We start from the raw sequence: 17,081 nt of genomic DNA, 5'->3' as shown, positions 1-17,081 counted from the left end.
GCAAAAACATTTTTTCATTTTGAAAAAGAAAAAAGCCGACTACACCCATCTTTCAGCCAATCAGCCCATCGGAATTTTTGATTCCGGCGTTGGGGGCTTGACGGTTGCAAAGGAAATTAAACGACTGTTGCCAAACGAAGATTTGATTTATTTTGGCGACACAAAACATCTTCCTTACGGCGAAAAATCCCGTGAAGCGATTGTCGGATATTCAACCAAAATCACACAGTTTCTATTGGAGAAAAACTGCAAAGCCATCGTCATTGCCTGTAATTCTGCGACGGCAAATGCCTTGAAGGAAGTTCAGGATTTGGTGGAGGAGAAAGTTCCCGTGATTGATGTGATTAATCCTGTGGCGGAAAAAGTGTCGTACGAAATTCACAACAACGTTGGCGTCATTGCGACCAAAGCAACCGTGAATTCAGGACTTTATAAAAAATCAATCCGTAAACATAACAAGTTCATCAAGGTTGATGAGTTGGCAACGCCACTTTTGGTTCCGGCCATCGAAGAAGGTTTTAAAAATCATCCGATTACGCACTCAATTATTTATAATTATTTGAGTAATAGTAAATTAAAAAATATTGAAACTTTGATTCTCGGCTGTACACATTATCCACTTTTGATAGACGAAATCAAGCAATATTACGGAAACCGCGTTCGTGTCATCGATTCTCCAAATATCGTTGCCAACCAATTGAAAATGATTTTGGACAAGCATAATCTTCTCAACGAGGAAAATCACAAGCCAACGTATCAATTTTTCTTATCTGATATTACCAAAAATTTCGAAAAAATCTCAAAGAAATTCTTCGGAAAATCAATTGATTTGGAGCATAAAGTTCTTTAATCAAGATTTTTACCACATAGACACATAGTTTTTTTATTTGATAAAATTTGAGAAAAAATAGTCGAATTACTATTTTTTCTTTTTTTTCAGTATTAACACAATTTTCTATGTGCCTATGTGGTTAACCCAATTAGAAATTCTCATTTCGGAATATCTCTTTGATTTTGTCTATCTCGTTTTGAACATTATTTTTCACACGTTCGCCAAAATAAAGAGTGTTCTCAATTTTGTTATTTCCTTCCCAAGCAATTTCGATTCCGCCACTGGCAATCTCTTTTTTACAGAGGAAATCGGGGACGATTGAGAATCCGGAATTTCTACTTAAACAGCGAACAATCGAACAAATATTGGGAACAATATAATTTGGTTTGAAGTCGGGATGACGATTGAAATTGGCTTTCCAAAAGTTGTTCAAATGTTCCATATCCGCCGCTGTGCTGTACCAGATTTGCTGTTTCAACCAAGCTTCTGCTTCTTCGATTTTATTTTTCTTAATCAGATTTTTGAATTCCGAAGTGTCCGTTGCGGTTCCATTAATCAAAACGATTTTTTCTTTGGAGAATGAATCGAAATTCAGGTTTTTCAAATTTGCTTTTCGTGGCGTAATTATCAAATCCAACAAGCCATTATCCAAATCCGAAAACATCTGTTCATACAACCCAAAACGAATAATGACATTAAAATCAAAATTAGGAATATGCTTTTCCAAAGTGAATTGAAAGGTCTCAAAACACATTCCGATGCTTACGGTTGAACGTTCCGTTTTTGTCGTTTTATGGAAAGTTTGTTCAGCAGTTTCCAGTTTCAAAAGTGGTTCCAGCGTGAAGTTGTAAAGGATCTTTGCTTTCTCTGTCGGAATCAATTTTTTAGAAATTCTTTCGAACAACGTATAACCAACATAAGCTTCCAACGAGCCAATGTGAAGACTTACGCCGGGCTGTGAAATGTACAATTCCTTCGCCGCTTTCGTGAAAGATTGGGTTTCGTAAACACTTTTAAAAGTTCTGAGCCATTCTAGATTTATCATTTTGTCATCATAATTATAATGCAAATGTATGATTTAAATTATTTTTATAATTCGTTTTTCTATCGGAAATTTGCAGTATCAATAATTTAAATAATCAATTAATGAAAAATATATTTGTAATCAACGGCGGACAGACCTTTGCGCATTCTGGCGGAAGCTTCAACAAAACCATTACCAACTGGACAAAAGAAGTTCTTGAAAACGAGAATTTTGAAATCAGAATCACAAACGTCAATGATGAATTTGATGCAGTTCAGGAAGCTGAGAATTTCAAATGGGCGGATATTGTGGTTTATCATTTTCCAGTTTGGTGGTTTCAGGTTCCGAATCGTTTGAAACTTTATATCGACGAAGTTTTCACAGCTGGTCACAACAACGGACTTTACAAAAGTGACGGCCGTTCCAGAGTGAATCCCGCCATCAATTACGGAACTGGCGGTTTGATGCACGGCAAACATTATTTCGTTACGACAAGTTGGAATGCACCCGAAACGGCTTTCACTTTGGAAGGCGAATTTTTCAACCAACATTCGGTAGATGAAGGCGTTTTATTCGGTTTTCACAGGATGAATGCGTTCACCGGAATGAAACATTTGGGAAGTTTCCATTTCCACGATATGGAAAAATCGGCAACTCAGGAACGTATTGATAATTACGAAGTTGAGTACAAGAATTATCTCAAAAATACTTTGGAAACTGAGAATCTAAAAGTGTTGAATTAATTAAATATAATCAAAAATGTCAATCTATTTAACAGCGATTTTAAAATCGAAAACAGATAAAATTCAGGATTTGAAATCCATCCTTGATAATATGGTTCTGAATACCAGAAAAGAAGAAGCCTGCGAAAAGTACGAATTACAGCAAGGTTTGGAGGACGAAACAGTTTTCATCTTTCACGAAATTTGGAAAAGCAAAGAAGGTTTGGATGCTCATAATCAACAATCTTACATCAAAGAATTTGCGGAAAAAGCACCTGAATTATTAGAAGAACCTGCGAAGATTTATCTTGCAAAATCAGTTTAATGAAAAACGCCTCGAAATTGCTCGAGGCGTTTTTTATAGGCTGATAATTTTATTAATATTAACATCTTCCAAAAACTGATTGTCGTGAGAAACTACAATCAAAGTTCCTTCATAATCATTGATGGCCGATGTCAAAATTTCAATATTCTGAATATCGAGATTGTTCGTCGGCTCATCCAAAATTATCATATCTGGAGAAAGATTTTGAATCGAAAGACAGCAGAGTAGAAGCTTTAGTTTTTCGCCACCGCTGAGGAATTCACACTTTTTGTCCCAATCATTTTTGAAAAAAAGAAATCGGGCTAAAATCGTTTTGACCTCGTGTTCTTCAAGGTTTGTAAGGTTGAATTTCTGCGCTTGTTGTTCCACCGAAAGTTCATTTTCAATCACAGAATATTCTTGGTCGATGTATACGGTTTTCTTTTCGGCTAAATAAAGATTTCCAGAAGTTGGCTTGGTTTCGCCCAAAATCATCTTTATCAAAGTCGTTTTTCCGGAACCATTGTCGCCTTTTATCGCAATTCTTTCTCCGCTTATGATTTGAAAATCCAAGTTGTTTTCCCAAAGATTTTCTTGGTTATATGAGAAATTAATTTCCTCAGCTTTCGCCAGAATTTTTCCTTTGTGAAGCTGAGAATTATCAAAATTAATTTTCATTTTATCAATGCCAGAAAGGTTTCCCTTAAGGTCGTGAAGGTTTTCTCTGATGTTTTCGATTTTATCTTGATGAATCGATTTCAACTTTGAAGTGCTGTTTTCGGCTTTGTTGCGGAGCGTGTTCATCATAATTCTGGAAACGCCAGATTTCTCTTGTTTGCCTTTTCCGCGAGCGTCCAGTTTGTTTTGTCTTTCAATCGTTTCGCGCTCTTTTTCTTTGGCTTTTTTCAGTTCCTTTTCTCGGTTTTGAATGTTCTGCTCGAGTGCGTTATTTTCGATTTTTTTCTGTTCAGAATAGAAATCATAATTGCCACCATAAACCGAAATTCCATTTTTTGTAAGTTCACAGGTTTTATCCAGAAGATTGAGCAAAACTCTGTCGTGGCTCACAATCAGCAGACTTTTTGAAGTTGATTGGATGAAATCATAAAGTAATTTTCTGTTCGTAAAATCCAGATGATTCGTCGGTTCATCCATCAAAATCAAATCTGGCTGATGAATCATCATTCCGGCGAGAAAAAGTTTGGTTTTTTGTCCGCCACTTAGGCTTTCCAATTTCAGATTTAATTCAAAATCGGGAAGATTCCAATATTCAAAAGCTTCTTTGATTCTTTCCTCAATGGTCCAATCGTCGTTCAGAATTTCCATATTTTCTTCGGTGACAGAACCATCCAAAATTTCCTTTAAAGCCATTAGTTTTTTATCGATTCCCAAAGCTTCCGAAATACTCAAATCATTGAACTGACCGAAGATTTGAGGTATGTAATAAACATTGGAATCCGATTTTACGAATCCAGTTTTTGGTTGTAATTGTCCAGCAATTATTTTGAGCAAAGTCGATTTTCCGGAACCGTTATTTCCGATTAAGGCTAATTTTTCCTGTGAATGAAGTGTAAGATTGATGTTTGAAAAAAGAACATCTTTATTGGGAAGTTGATAGGATAAATCCTGTAAGATTAGCATAATTTCTTTTTTAGAATTGAACAATAGCAGACAAGTTTGCCTGCGGAAGATTGCCTGAAAAGAAATTAAATTTTACATTTTAATCTTGAGAATAATTATTGGTGCAAAGTTAGAAATTATTTTTAAAGTCCGAATTTCTTAATTACGGTATTGATTTTCTGCTTCCATTCTGTCGGTTTTCCAGCGTATCCAGCAGAAGCAATCGCATTCAGCCATTCGGAATAATCCAGATTTCCTTTCATTTTTTGATAATACTTTTTTCGGGAAATCATCTCGCAAAACGCACGGAAAGATTCCTTGGAACTCTCAAAACTCTTGAATCTGGAACTGTTCACCGTGTTTTTCCCAACCATTCCAAAATGATTGTTCAAAGTCTGAGCGTGTTTGCTATTTCCACCGCCAGTTTCCACATAGGCGATGGAAAGAATGATGGCCGACGGAATCCCAAATTCCTTGGAAAGTTCCGTCGCTAGCGGTTTGTGTTGGTTGATGTAAGAATTCTGTGCAGAGATTTTTAAGCTGAAAAATAAAATCATTAAGCTCAAAAATTTGATATTGAAATTCCTAATATTCACTTCAAATTTTATTCAGAAACGGGTTGAGCCTCGAAGAAAGAGAAGTTGATATTCCCATATTTTCTGGTGTCCTTCAAGTTCGGATGCGGATATTTTTGTCTGCTTTGATGTTCCAAAATGAAGAGTCCGTTTGGTTTCAATAGCTCATTAGACAAGACCAAATCAATCAGTTCATTATATTTTTTTTCGTCTGTTTCGAAAGGCGCATCAGCGAAAATAATATCGTATTTTTTCTCGTGGTTTTTCTTTCTTTTCAGCCAATCGAAAACATCAAAACGTTGTGTGTTCACCTGCAATCCCATTCCCAATTCCTGTGCGGTTGAATTGATGAATCCAGCGTGTTTTGGGTTCAATTCGATGGAAGTGATATCTTGGCAATCTCTGGAAGCAAATTCCAAAGTGATGGAACCAATTCCCGCAAAAAGGTCCAAAACGGAGCAGAATTCCAAGTCAAAACGATGTTCAAGAATGCTGAAGAGCGCTTCCTTTGCAAAGTCTGTGGTTGGTCTTACTTCGAAGTTTTTTGGAGCTGCAATTTTCTTCGCTTTCCATTTTCCGGATATGATTCGATACATAATTGATAGTTGATAAATGATATTCTCTAATTTCTTAGAGTTAAAATTATTTTCTAGCTGATTTCACATATTCAGCAGATTTTTTATTGAATCTGCGAAATTTGCATAATCTGCGAGAGATTTAAACAATAAAAAGTCTTTAACTCAAAACGAAGTTCTTCTTGTGCAAATTATCGAAAACGATTTTCAAATTCGGCACAAATTTCTGCATTTCAGAGATAAAGGTTTCATTTTCCGTGGTTTCTCCGTAGATGTAGAAGTAAGTTTCCGTAATTCCAAAATCAATTTTACTCAAGGTAAACATTATGAAATATAGAAAATCAACCTCCGAAGTCGCATCCAGATTATTATAAAGCACCACTTTTTTATTCTCGATGGCAAAAAATTCCGCCTGCTGATGATACAGATTCACGTGGATTTCCTTTCGATTTTTCACGTTTAATGAGTTAAGAAATTTTTCACCAGAAAAATTAAAATGAACCGGAACTTCCAACGCCTTGATTTTCTGATAGTAATCCTTTGGAAAACTGTAGTAAAACTGAACGCCGAATTTTTTGTTCACAGACAACATCAATTCCTCAGAATCCTTTTTCACGTCCGCATTGTAAGCAATCAGGTCGTAGCCCAAATCGTGCTGGTCAAAACCTTCTTCCACCACAGAAAAATGGTTGATAGCCGAGACCACGGAGATTTCAGAAAACTTTTCCGAAGCCAAAACTTCATCCAGTTTTTCTGTCACCAAATTCGCCGGTGTTTCCTCATCCTTCAGCCAGATTTTCTCTTCCAAAACCTTTTTGGATTTAGAAATCTGCCATTGCAAGCCATCTTTCGTAAAAAGCAAGGATAATTTCCTCATATTTTAAAGTCAATAAAATTAATTTTTTGGGCAGCTATTTGACTTGATGTCGAAAGCTATTTACCAATAATTTTTGTGGCAGCTTTTCCGCCTTCCACTCCCGCTATTTTTTGCCTTTGCTTTTCCAGCCACAAAAAAATGAGCTCCGTTCAAGTCGGGCTGCGCTTCGCAGAGTTGAACCATTCAATGCATAATCCCATTTTGTCAATCCTACAAAATGACAAAACTAAGTTTTCAATTTAAAACGAATTCTGAAGTCTATTGTCTATTCGTCTTTAATCTCAAAATCTCCCTTGCGATTTGCAAAGTTAAAAAATTAAAACTTTAGGATTTCAAACTCTGTCCATTCTTACAGAATTGGTTATCTTCGCAAGATAATTCGATTTATTCTCAGAATGCAAAAAATATCATTTTTCTTTTTAATATTCGCCATTCAGCTTGGATTTTCACAGCAAAACATCAAGTTCGAAGATTCAGATTTTGCCACTCTACTTGCCAAAGCCAAAACCGAAAAGAAACTCATCTTTCTCGATGCTTATGCGGCTTGGTGTGGACCTTGTAAACTGATGGAACGCAACGTTTTCACCGATGCAAATGTAGCAGATTATTACAACAAAAATTTCATCAACGCCCATTTTGATATGGAAAAAGGCGAAGGTGTTGCTCTTGCTGCAAAATATGGCATCAGAAGTTACCCGACTTTGCTTTTCCTGAATGGAGAAGGCGAAATCGTTGGAAAAGAATTGGGATATCTCAAAACCGAAGAATTCCTGGCTTTAGGAAAGAAAAACAACAAGCCTGAATTGGTCAATACCAATCTGAAAGACGAATTTCAGAAAGGAAAATTGGACCAGCCAGCATTGTTGAATTTCATCAGTCTTTATGCCAGTAAAGACCCAATCATAGCTAAGCAAGCCTCAGAGAAATATTTTGCCAACAAAAAAGACAAGACTTTCACAGGCGAAGAAATCAACGCTCTTCTGAATTTCACACAATCTGTTGATGACGCTAATTACAAAGTTTTTACGGCAAATAAATCTGCAATCGTAGAATTATTAACCGAAAAAAATTACACGCAGTTCGATAATTATTTGAAATTAATGAAAATCGTAACGTCTGCAACCGATGATAAAACTAAAACCATCGACGACGCGAAAGTTCTGAAAGAAGGCGAAGGTTTGCTTCCAAAAGAAGACCTTGCCAAAAGCCTGAACATCTATAAATTGAATTACTACATTACTCACGAAAACTTTCCAGCTTACGAAAAAACCGCTTTGGAATATTACAAGAATCCGGATGAGTTCAACAATTCAGAATTGTTGGCAGCAGCAAGTGTTTTCGCAGACAAAGTCTCCACAAAAACATCGTTGCAAAGCGCTGCAAGATGGGCAGAAAAAGTCGTGATGTCATCGGAGAATTATGATTCTACCAGCATCCTGGCAACTTTGTACGATAAATTAGGAAAAAAAGACGAAGCAAAAATGTTCGCAGGAATGGCAGCCAATTTCGCAAAAGAAGAAAACAAAGATGCCACAAAAATGAACGAAATCCTGAATAAGAAATAACAATGAAGAAAGTATTATCAATCACATTATTCTGTCTATCCATCTTTAGCTTTTCACAAAAGAAAGAAACCTATATCAAAGCTAACGCCTTATTTCTTCCAGTAGGAATGATAAATGTAGGCGTAGAACACGGTTTTACAGAACATATCACGGGACAAGCAGATATTTTTGTTTCACCGTGGAAATCGTTTGGCGGACATAGAGCTGAGTTTGGAATAGGAACCGTTGAAGGTAGATATTATTTTGATCAAGCCTTCAAACATTTTTATGTAGGAGCAAGTATTGGTTTTGGGGTTTTCAATGTTCAAAAATGGAATTATTGGAAAAATGATCTTTATGTGACCAAAGAAGGTGAGGTTCTTCCGTACAGAAAGAATCAACTTTATCAGAAAGGATTTTCTTACATGATCGGTGCTACTGCAGGTTATCAGTTTCAATTGGGTGAGCGTTGGAACATGGATATATTTTTGGGAATAGGGAACCAACAAGGTTTTTACAAAGGCTACGTAGAAGGTCTTCCGGAAACTCAGGAAAACAGATATGATCGTGTGGAAAACTGGGACAAGAGTGGAGAGATCATCCCTTTCAAAGGTGGTGTCATGATATCTTATAAATTGTAAAGATGAACACAAAAATCAAATATTTGCTGATCGGCATTATCACATTTGTCATCATCTTTCTAATGAACTACATCGGAAATGATGCACCAGATAAATTATCAAGAGCATTGTTAACAGCTTCTGCAGCCGTAATTGGCTTAGGAGTTGGAATGTGGATCTACAGCAAAAGAGATCAGAACGACGAACGTAATCATTTTGATTAAAGATCAAATTCAAAAGCTTTATGCAAATCGATTTAATACAAGGGAAAAAAATATACTTTGCTTCCGATCAACACTTTGGTGTACCTAATCTAAAAGAAAGCAGAATTCGGGAGGAGAAGTTCATCCGTTGGCTGGATTCCATTAAGAAAGATGCACAGGTTCTCTTCTTGATGGGTGATCTTTTCGATTTCTGGCACGAATGGAAATACGTCGTTCCAAAAGGTTACATCCGAGTTTTAGGAAAAATTGCTGAGCTGAAAGATTCTGGTATTGACATCTATTTTTTCGTTGGAAATCACGATCTCTGGATGAAGAATTACTTTGAAGAAGAATTGGGAATTCCAGTCTACTTCGATAAAAGATATTACAAGATCAACAACAAAAATTTCCTTCTCGCACACGGCGACGGACTTGGACCTGGCGACAAAGGCTACAAAAGAATGAAAAAAGTGTTCACCAATCCTTTAGCGCAATGGGCTTTCCGATGGTTGCATCCAGACATTGCGATGAGAATTGCCAACTACATGTCTCAGAAAAACAAATTGATCTCTGGAGAAGAAGACAAAGCATTTCTTGGTGAAGACAAAGAATTTCTCATCCAATATTCCAAAGAAAAACTGAAGACCGAGAATCTGGATTATTTCGTTTTCGGACATCGCCATTTGCCATTGATCTTCGATCTGGAAAAAGGCGCAAAATATATCAACCTTGGCGACTGGATCGTCTATTTCACGTACGGTGTATTTGATGGCGTATCTTTTGAAGTGAAGACTTTCGAAGGTTAAATTTTCAAAATTGACTTAATTGATGCAGCAGAATATTTTCAACATACAAACAGAATCAGATTTCCAGGCAGCTTGTTTGGAAACTTTTCGTTATCAATATGACCATGTGGAGGTTTACAGAAAATTTGTCGATTATTTGAACATCGATCTCTCATTGATCAAAGAAGTAGAGGACATTCCTTTTCTTCCCATCGAGATGTTCAAAAACCATTTGGTGCTCAACAAAAACTCGAAGGCAGAACATTATTTTCAAAGTTCCGGAACCACTCAGATGAACCGTTCCAAGCATTACATCGCCGATTTTTCACTTTACGAAGAGAGCATCTACAAAAGTTTTGAAGAGTTCATTGGAAAACCAGAAGATTATATTTTCCTTGGGCTTCTTCCAAATTATTCAGAAAACACGCATTCGTCATTGATTTATATGGTCGATTTTCTGATGAAAAAATCAGACAAACCAGAGAACGGATATTTCCTCTACAACCATCAGGAATTATTCGATTTGATGCAAACGTTGACCGACAAAAAAGTTATCCTCTTCGGCGTTTCGTTTGCCCTACTGGATTTTTTAGATTTCTGCGACTCCAACGCTCAAACCCTCAAACTCTCCAACTTTCTCACGGTGATAGAAACCGGCGGAATGAAAGGCAGAAAAGAGGAAATGACCAAAGATGAATTGCTGAAGATCTTCCAACAAGGCTTCAAAACCGACAAGATCTACTCAGAATATTCGATGACAGAACTGCTTTCCCAAGCTTATTCTCTGGGTGAAAATATTTATAAAAGTCCAAATTGGATGCGTATTCTCATCAGAAATACGGAAGACCCATTTTCCTACGTTGAAGAAGGTAGGACTGGCGCGATCAACATCATCGATCTGGCAAATAGGAATTCCTGCGCCTTCATCGCCACACAAGATCTGGGCAGGCGCGAGAACGGCACTTTTCAGGTTTTGGGCAGGATAGACCATTCCGATATTCGTGGCTGCAGCCTTTTGGTCTCGTAAATATTCCGATTTTAAACTTAGAAAAATGAAAATTATGGCAGCTTTATCCGTCTTCCGTTCCCAATCTTTTTTTGCCAAAGCTTTTCCCCTTGCAAAAAAAAGGATTTCCACTCAAGCCGGGCTGCGGGCTTTCCCTTTCAAAACACATTTGTCCTTCAATTCACGTTCTCTCTGCATATTTTTTTTATTATGCTTTTCATTTTTCAAATCACAAAAATGTTATGACCTGAAGCAAGTTCTCAAAGTTGAACCCACACCTTTGTACAGAGCTCATCTGTTAGCTTCACAGAATTTTGGAGTGGATATTTTAGAAAATGCTAAATCTGTAGACCGCTATATTGCGAAAGGAAAATTCGTGAAGGTCAAGAAGAAATCCAGAGGCTACCGTTTGCAAACCTTGGAATATAGCCGACCGTATTTGGTCAAAAAAGCAAGAACGACCTTGGAAAATATGGCGGGCAAATTCGCTACAGAGACCAAAAGTTTCTTCGTGGTTTCCTCTGTCACCAGAACTTTGGAAGACCAATGCAGACTGAGAAAAGTCAATTCCAATGCCTCTTTGGGGATCAGTTCGCACAACTATGGAAATTCTTTTGATATTTCCTATGTCCGTTTTGATCACAAGTTGAAGGTCAATACAAAACTGGAAAAAGAATTGGAAAAAGTCCTGGAATCGTATAAAAATCTCGGGCGCATCTTTTACATCAAGGAAAAACAACAAAGCTGTTACCACGTGACAGTTCGTAGATATTAGATCAAAATAATGATGTTGAAAATAGAAGAACTCGTTCACAGCTTTATCAATGCCAATTGCGATTTTGATAAGGAAATTGTGCTGACCAATTTTTTCCACTCCGATTGGGAAGCGGATATTTTGTCCATCAGCACCGAAGGTTTCAGTCACGAAATTGAAATCAAACTATCAAAATCAGATTTCAAAAACGATTTCAAAAAAAAATATACCAACCAAAGAACTGGCGAAAAATTCCTGAAACACGACAAGATCGGTTGCGGCGACTACATCTGCAATTCGTTCAGTTTTCTTCTACCAATGGGAATGGTCGACCACAAAATGATTCCGGACCACTGCGGCATCATCGAATTTTACCACGATGAGGACAATTGGGAAACCACATTTTATAAGATCCGTGGACCGAAAACAATTCATCCGGATTCGTACTGGAAACTTTGCGACAAAGATCAATTTATGAGAAACCTCGCCCGCAGTTTGCTCTTCAAAAAATTCGAGTTGAAAGGGAAAAAAGAGGAGTTGATCTTCAAAAATTTCTTCGAAGCAAAAAGTAAAAAATAAATCCTGCCAAGAGACTTGACAGGATTTTTAATTTATGAATGAAAATTATTTATGCTAATTCTTTTTTCTCAATCAAAAGATTATAGACGAATGCTGCAAAAACGCCACCTAAAACCGGCGCCGCAACGAAAAGCCAGATTTGAGAAAGTGCTGCACCTTGCGCAAAGATCGCAGGACCAATACTTCTCGCCGGATTTACAGATACACCTGTGATCTTGATCCCAACAATGTGAATCAGAACCAATGAAAGTCCAATGGCCAAACCTGCGAAACCACCGTGGATATTCTTGGTAGAAGTCGATCCAAGGATCACCAACAAAAAGATAAAAGTGAAAACAAATTCAGCCACAAAAGCTGCCAAAGTGTTGTATTCGGCTAGATAACCTGTTCCCCAGCCATTGGATCCCAAAGCCCAAGGTCCCATTTCAGCACCTGGATGATTGGTGAATATAACATAGAGAATCCCAGCACCAATGATTGCACCAACGATTTGAGCGGCGATGTAATAAGCTGCTTCTGCCATTTTCATTCTGCCTGCTGCTACCATAGCGATAGAAATGGCAGGATTGATGTGACAGCCAGAAATGTGACCAATAGCATAAGCCATAGCGACCACACTGAGTCCGAATGCAAAAGAAATTCCTAGAAGGCCAACGCCTGTCGTTCCGTCAGCTCCTGCAATCACCGCACTTCCGCAGCCCATCAATACAAGAACCATGGTGCCGATCATTTCGGCAACAAATTTTGAAGTTGTAGATACCATTTGTAATGTTTTTTGTTTTTTATTGTCGCAAATGTAATAATTTTTTCATTCAATTGTTAAATGTTTCTTAAATACGGACAAAATTTCTGATTAAGTATACGATTTTAGTATGGTTTATTTTTTGAATTAAACAGTTGTATAACTTTCATATTATGTCAATCAAATATTCAATTCTAGACCTTGCGACGATTGTCAAAGGTGACGATATCAATAAAACATTTCAAAAATCTGTGAAATCTGCTCAACACGCTGAGAAGTTGAGCTTCACGAGATATTGGTTCTCAGAACATCATAATTTTCCTAATGTGGCGAGTGCGGCAACTTCTATCTTGATTGGACATGTTGCTGGGCAGACGCAAACTCTAAGAGTTGGTTCCGGTGGGATCATGCTTCCTAATCATTCCACACTATCAGTAGCAGAGCAGTTTGGGACGTTGGACGGATTGTATCCTGGCAGGATCGATCTTGGCTTGGGAAGAGCGCCAGGAACCGATGGACTTACAGCGAGTGCGCTGAGAGGAAATAATTTCAGCCCAAATTACAATTTTGAATTCCATATCAAAGAACTTCAAAAATATATGTCGAAGGAAAACTCTGAAGCTAAAGTAAGAGCAATTCCTGGAGAAGGTGCAGATGTTCCGTTTTACATCTTAGGAAGCTCGACTGATTCTGCTTTTTTGGCAGCGAAGCTTGGATTGCCTTATGCATTTGCAGCCCATTTTGCACCGTCGCAGTTGGAGGTGGCTTTGGAAATCTACAGAGAACATTTTCAGCCTTCCGAGTTTTTGGATGAGCCTTACGTGATGATTTGTATTAATATTATCGCAGCAGATTCTGTGGATGAAGCGCACTATCTTTCGACTTCGCATTTTCAGGTTTTTGTTAATATTTTGACGGATCAGAGACAACCACTGTTACCGCCAGATGAGACAGATCTAGCAAATATGGGCGATGATGTGGCGTTGCATCTCAACAGAATGGCTGCAAAAACATTTGTCGGTGACAAGGAAACACTGAAAGAAAAACTTTCGAAGTTTGCGAAAGATTATCGACCAAATGAGATTATCGTTTCAGGAAATATTTATGATTTCGATAAAAAACAAAGATCTTACGAGATTGCTTCCGAGGTCATTAAATCGTTATAAAAGAAAAGCACAAACTTAAGTTTGTGCTTTCTTTTTTTTATTTCAAAACATCGAATTCTATGGTACTTCCACTGGAAACTTTGATATCGGCTTTTTCGTAATCATCCTTTGTTGCCTTGTAAGGATTTTCTAAAAACTTCTGAGGATTGATAGCCATCAAAGGAAACCAGGTACTTTGAACTTGGATTTGAATCCTGTGTCCTTTCTTAAAGGTATGGAAAACATCCTGCAGTTTGACATCAACGTTCGTTACCTTGCTTGGTGTCAATGCTTCCGGTTTTTCAAAACTGTTGCGGAATCTTGCCGGCATGATCTCACTTCTTATCATTTGGTGGTAATTGGCGTAAACGACAGTTGGTTTATCCGGATTCGATTTCTCGTCTGATGGATAGACATCGATTAATTTCACGATAAAATCTGCATCGGTGGAAGAAGAGATGATCTTTAGTTTGGTCAGGATTTCTCCAGCCAAAGACAGGTCGTTTTCAAGAACATCAGTTGTATAAGTAAGAACATCTGGTCTATAGCTTGCAAAACGCTGATCTTCGCTCATGTAATTCTTTGGTGTAAAACCATTCATGTCCTTGTAATTTTCACTGCTCAAAACTGGTTTGTTTGGGTCAGAGATGTAAGATGCAAAGGTTTTCGGATTTTCTCCTGTAGAAGAAAGTGTACCAGAACTATTCAAGTGAAAACTTTGCTTTGAAGTTTCTTTTGGTGGCCAGTTTTCAAATTGTTTCCACTCTTTTTTCCCGGTGTCAAACATGTAAGCTTCTGGAAGTTTTGCTGCTGTTTTAGAATCTTCTTTCAAATAATGATGGAAGAAAGGCTGCTCAATATTTTTCTGATAGAAAGTGGCAATGCTGTCTCCGAAATAGATATCATTATGAAAATGCTTTCCGCTATCATAATTCCAGCCGCCGTGAGAGAAAGGCCCCATCACAATTGTGTTTTTAGCTTTTGGACTAGATTTTTCGATGGTTTTATAGATTTCCAAAGGTCCACGCAGATCTTCGGAATCGAACCAACCGCCAACAGTCATCACCGCATGATCGATGTTTTTAAGGTGTGGCAGCAGATTTCTTTTTTGCCAAAAGTCATCGTAGTTTGGATGTTCTACGACTTCCTGCATGAAAAAGTTGTCTTTGTAATATTTGTCCACACCTTCCTTCAAAGTTCCCATATTTTTATAGAAAAGATAACCGTCATCTGACGTAGGTTTGATCATTTTGTCCGCAAACCAAGATTCTTTTTCAGGCTTGGTTTTGTTAACACCAAAAACAGGAAAAGTTTTGAAGTAACCCATCAGGAAAGCACCGTTGTGATGAAAGTCGTCGTACCAAAAGTCAGAGATTGGAGCCTGTGGAGAAGATGCTACCAAAGCCGGATGATTGGCTAAAGTTCCCACTGCGGTGTAAAATCCAGGATAAGAGGTTCCATATTGACCAACCTTTCCGTTGTTGTATTGTACATTTTTTACCAACCAATCCACAGTGTCGTAAGTATCTGTACTTTCGTCGATGTCTTTTTTTGTTTTGTGATCTACCTGAGGTGTCATATTGGTGAATGTGCCTTCGCTCATGTACCTTCCGCGAACATCTTGGAAAACGAAGATGTATTTTTCATTTTCAATGAATTTGTTTGGACTTAATTTTTTTCTAAAATTCGTTTCTCCATAAGGTGCAATGCTGTAACAAGTTCTGTTCATAATCATCGGATACTTGTTGCTTTTCGAAATGTCCTTTGGTGTGTAGATGATGGTAAACAGTTTTGTGCCGTCACGCATTGGGATGTAGACTTCTTTTTTGGTGAAGTTGTCTTCGACAGAAGTTGCTTGCGAAAATCCAAATGTGGATGTGATAACAACGAGCAGAAAAAGTAATTTGTTCATTGACTTAAAAATTTGAATAAAGATAAAGTTTGATAGTGAGAATTAAATTACTTTGACGCTAATTTTTCCCATATTTATTGATCCACTCAGCGGTTGATGTGATTTTTTTGACCGAATTACCAGGCAATGCGTCCAGAGAATGGTCTGCTCCTCGGAAAATTAATAATTTGTGCGGATAGTTTTTTTGCTTGAGTTCATCAATCAAATTATAAGATTGCTTAATGGGAACAACCGGATCCTGATCGCCATGGATGATTAGAATTGGAATATTCTTTACAGATTTCACCGGACTGGATTTGATGTAAAGTTCCGGAATAGGATCGCCTTCTTTCCAAATCGTTTTGTTGCCGGACATCTTGTTGACCGCATCCAACAATTGCTGATTGCTGAATTGCCAAAGTGTGCTTGCATCTGTAAAATCCGTTGGTCCGCAGCGGTCAACTATTGCTTTGATCTTATCGGTTTTGGTGTAAGCATACATCAGCGAAACGTGCGCGCCGGAACTTTGACCGGTGATTGAAAAACCGGTGCTTCTGGTATTCCATTCTTTGGAATGTGCAATGAGATATTTGAAAACGTTATCGACATCATCCAATAATTCGGGAAGATGCGTGTCTGAAGTGGCATATCTATAATTGATGTTGGCAACGGCGATTCCGTTTGATAAGAGATATTTTGAGAAAGAAGTATCGAAACTTTTATCACCCACTGTCCACGCGCCACCGTGAATGTTTATAACAAATGGAGTATTTGCGGTTCTGTTGGGTGGCAAGTAAATATCCATTTGGTTCCTTTCATATTTTCCGTATTTCACATCAGTAAGTTCTAGCTGCTTTGTTCCATCTAATTTTGAAGGAGAACAGCCGGAAAGAGAAATTATAAATAAGAATAATAAGATATGATTCATAATCTTGAAGATTGGAATTACGAATTTAGTTTTTTTTGTAATTTGATGGTTGAAACTTGTTGGATAATTTGTTTTGATGACTCAAGTTTCTAATTAGCGAAGCGCGCCCCGAGCTGAGTGGAGCTCTTTTTCTGTTATTGCGATGTACTAAATTTCCTATCAATGGTGAATGGTGGAAAGCAATAACAGAAAAAAGCGGGAACGGAGCGCGGATATAGGCGCCATGAATGAGTTTGAGAGTTAGAGAGTTTGAGAGTTGGAGAGTTGGTGGGTTTTTAGAAAAAGTTTTGAGTTATATTTATAAAAAAACCTGACTCTATTAGAATCAGGTTTGTATTTGTTTTTTGGATGTGAA

The 17,081-nt window shown here is 37.6% G+C and carries 19 protein-coding genes; 11 read left to right on the top strand and 8 right to left on the bottom strand.

Going from position 1 to position 17,081, the window contains the following annotated elements; genetic code table 11:
- Positions 1-19: 19 nt before the first annotated feature.
- Positions 20-850: a glutamate racemase gene (murI, locus tag BMW39_RS11425; RefSeq protein ID WP_034976155.1), complete on the top strand. Its 831-nt coding sequence runs from the start codon at positions 20-22 to the stop codon at positions 848-850.
- A 130-nt stretch (positions 851-980) separates the two neighbouring features.
- On the opposite strand, the gene BMW39_RS11420 is transcribed toward murI, so the two are convergent.
- The gene (locus BMW39_RS11420) at positions 981-1,877 is read right to left on the bottom strand and encodes a LysR family transcriptional regulator (protein WP_034975513.1); all 897 of its coding nucleotides are present in this window, start codon (positions 1,875-1,877) and stop codon (positions 981-983) included.
- A gap of 101 nt (positions 1,878-1,978) precedes the next feature.
- Here BMW39_RS11420 and BMW39_RS11415 point away from each other — a divergent pair, with 101 nt between their 5' ends.
- Together BMW39_RS11415 and BMW39_RS11410 are read left to right on the top strand one after the other, a co-directional pair.
- Complete coding sequence (locus tag BMW39_RS11415) at positions 1,979-2,599, top strand: NAD(P)H-dependent oxidoreductase (protein ID WP_034975511.1); 621 nt, start codon at positions 1,979-1,981, stop codon at positions 2,597-2,599.
- Between the two features lie 16 nt (positions 2,600-2,615).
- Entirely contained in the window at positions 2,616-2,903 is a 288-nt protein-coding gene (locus tag BMW39_RS11410; protein ID WP_034975508.1) for a putative quinol monooxygenase, read from the top strand.
- 33 nt (positions 2,904-2,936) lie between these two features.
- On the opposite strand, the gene abc-f is transcribed toward BMW39_RS11410, so the two are convergent.
- The 4 genes from abc-f to BMW39_RS11390 form a co-directional block, all read right to left on the bottom strand.
- Positions 2,937-4,523 carry a ribosomal protection-like ABC-F family protein gene (gene abc-f, locus BMW39_RS11405; RefSeq protein WP_034976153.1) on the bottom strand — a complete coding sequence of 529 codons (1,587 nt, stop codon included), beginning with the start codon at positions 4,521-4,523 and terminating at the stop codon, positions 2,937-2,939.
- Between the two features lie 122 nt (positions 4,524-4,645).
- Positions 4,646-5,059 (bottom strand): glucosaminidase domain-containing protein, encoded by a 414-nt coding sequence (locus tag BMW39_RS11400; RefSeq protein WP_034975505.1) that lies wholly within the window; start codon positions 5,057-5,059, stop codon positions 4,646-4,648.
- A gap of 47 nt (positions 5,060-5,106) precedes the next feature.
- Positions 5,107-5,673 (bottom strand): RsmD family RNA methyltransferase, encoded by a 567-nt coding sequence (locus tag BMW39_RS11395; RefSeq protein ID WP_034975502.1) that lies wholly within the window; start codon positions 5,671-5,673, stop codon positions 5,107-5,109.
- 139 nt (positions 5,674-5,812) lie between these two features.
- The gene (locus tag BMW39_RS11390) at positions 5,813-6,529 is read right to left on the bottom strand and encodes a DUF3822 family protein (RefSeq protein WP_034966991.1); all 717 of its coding nucleotides are present in this window, start codon (positions 6,527-6,529) and stop codon (positions 5,813-5,815) included.
- 395 nt (positions 6,530-6,924) lie between these two features.
- On the opposite strand from BMW39_RS11390, the gene BMW39_RS11385 reads away from it, so the two are divergent.
- From BMW39_RS11385 to BMW39_RS11355, 7 genes are read left to right on the top strand one after another with little or no spacing between them, the layout of a single operon-like run.
- Complete coding sequence (locus tag BMW39_RS11385; RefSeq protein WP_034975499.1) at positions 6,925-8,094, top strand: thioredoxin family protein; 1,170 nt, start codon at positions 6,925-6,927, stop codon at positions 8,092-8,094.
- A gap of 2 nt (positions 8,095-8,096) precedes the next feature.
- Positions 8,097-8,714 (top strand): DUF3575 domain-containing protein, encoded by a 618-nt coding sequence (locus BMW39_RS11380; RefSeq protein WP_034975497.1) that lies wholly within the window; start codon positions 8,097-8,099, stop codon positions 8,712-8,714.
- A 2-nt stretch (positions 8,715-8,716) separates the two neighbouring features.
- The gene (locus BMW39_RS11375; protein WP_034975495.1) at positions 8,717-8,917 is read left to right on the top strand and encodes a hypothetical protein; all 201 of its coding nucleotides are present in this window, start codon (positions 8,717-8,719) and stop codon (positions 8,915-8,917) included.
- A gap of 20 nt (positions 8,918-8,937) precedes the next feature.
- Positions 8,938-9,702: a UDP-2,3-diacylglucosamine diphosphatase gene (locus tag BMW39_RS11370; protein WP_034975493.1), complete on the top strand. Its 765-nt coding sequence runs from the start codon at positions 8,938-8,940 to the stop codon at positions 9,700-9,702.
- A gap of 22 nt (positions 9,703-9,724) precedes the next feature.
- The gene (locus BMW39_RS11365; protein WP_034975491.1) at positions 9,725-10,708 is read left to right on the top strand and encodes a LuxE/PaaK family acyltransferase; all 984 of its coding nucleotides are present in this window, start codon (positions 9,725-9,727) and stop codon (positions 10,706-10,708) included.
- 34 nt (positions 10,709-10,742) lie between these two features.
- The gene (locus BMW39_RS11360; protein WP_221406034.1) at positions 10,743-11,462 is read left to right on the top strand and encodes a DUF5715 family protein; all 720 of its coding nucleotides are present in this window, start codon (positions 10,743-10,745) and stop codon (positions 11,460-11,462) included.
- A gap of 9 nt (positions 11,463-11,471) precedes the next feature.
- Positions 11,472-12,020, top strand: a complete 549-nt coding sequence (locus BMW39_RS11355; RefSeq protein WP_245750480.1) for a hypothetical protein — start codon at positions 11,472-11,474, stop codon at positions 12,018-12,020.
- Between the two features lie 49 nt (positions 12,021-12,069).
- Here BMW39_RS11355 and aqpZ read toward each other — a convergent pair whose 3' ends face one another.
- The gene (gene aqpZ / locus BMW39_RS11350) at positions 12,070-12,783 is read right to left on the bottom strand and encodes an aquaporin Z (protein WP_034975488.1); all 714 of its coding nucleotides are present in this window, start codon (positions 12,781-12,783) and stop codon (positions 12,070-12,072) included.
- Positions 12,784-12,935: 152 nt separating this feature from the next.
- Between aqpZ and BMW39_RS11345 the strand changes: the two genes are divergently transcribed.
- Positions 12,936-13,928 carry an LLM class flavin-dependent oxidoreductase gene (locus tag BMW39_RS11345; protein ID WP_034975486.1) on the top strand — a complete coding sequence of 331 codons (993 nt, stop codon included), beginning with the start codon at positions 12,936-12,938 and terminating at the stop codon, positions 13,926-13,928.
- Between the two features lie 37 nt (positions 13,929-13,965).
- Here BMW39_RS11345 and BMW39_RS11340 read toward each other — a convergent pair whose 3' ends face one another.
- On the bottom strand, positions 13,966-15,819 hold the full coding sequence (locus BMW39_RS11340) for a CocE/NonD family hydrolase (protein ID WP_034975484.1): 1,854 nt from the start codon (positions 15,817-15,819) through the stop codon (positions 13,966-13,968).
- 58 nt (positions 15,820-15,877) lie between these two features.
- The gene (locus tag BMW39_RS11335) at positions 15,878-16,726 is read right to left on the bottom strand and encodes a prolyl oligopeptidase family serine peptidase (RefSeq protein ID WP_034975481.1); all 849 of its coding nucleotides are present in this window, start codon (positions 16,724-16,726) and stop codon (positions 15,878-15,880) included.
- Positions 16,727-17,081 lie beyond the last annotated feature (355 nt).

This window comes from Epilithonimonas lactis (assembly GCF_900110605.1).
In the GTDB taxonomy this organism is placed as follows: Bacteria; Bacteroidota; Bacteroidia; order Flavobacteriales; family Weeksellaceae; genus Epilithonimonas; species Epilithonimonas lactis.
The sequence above is the reverse complement of the archived record's forward strand: the minus strand, read 5'-3'. Positions and strand labels throughout refer to the sequence as shown.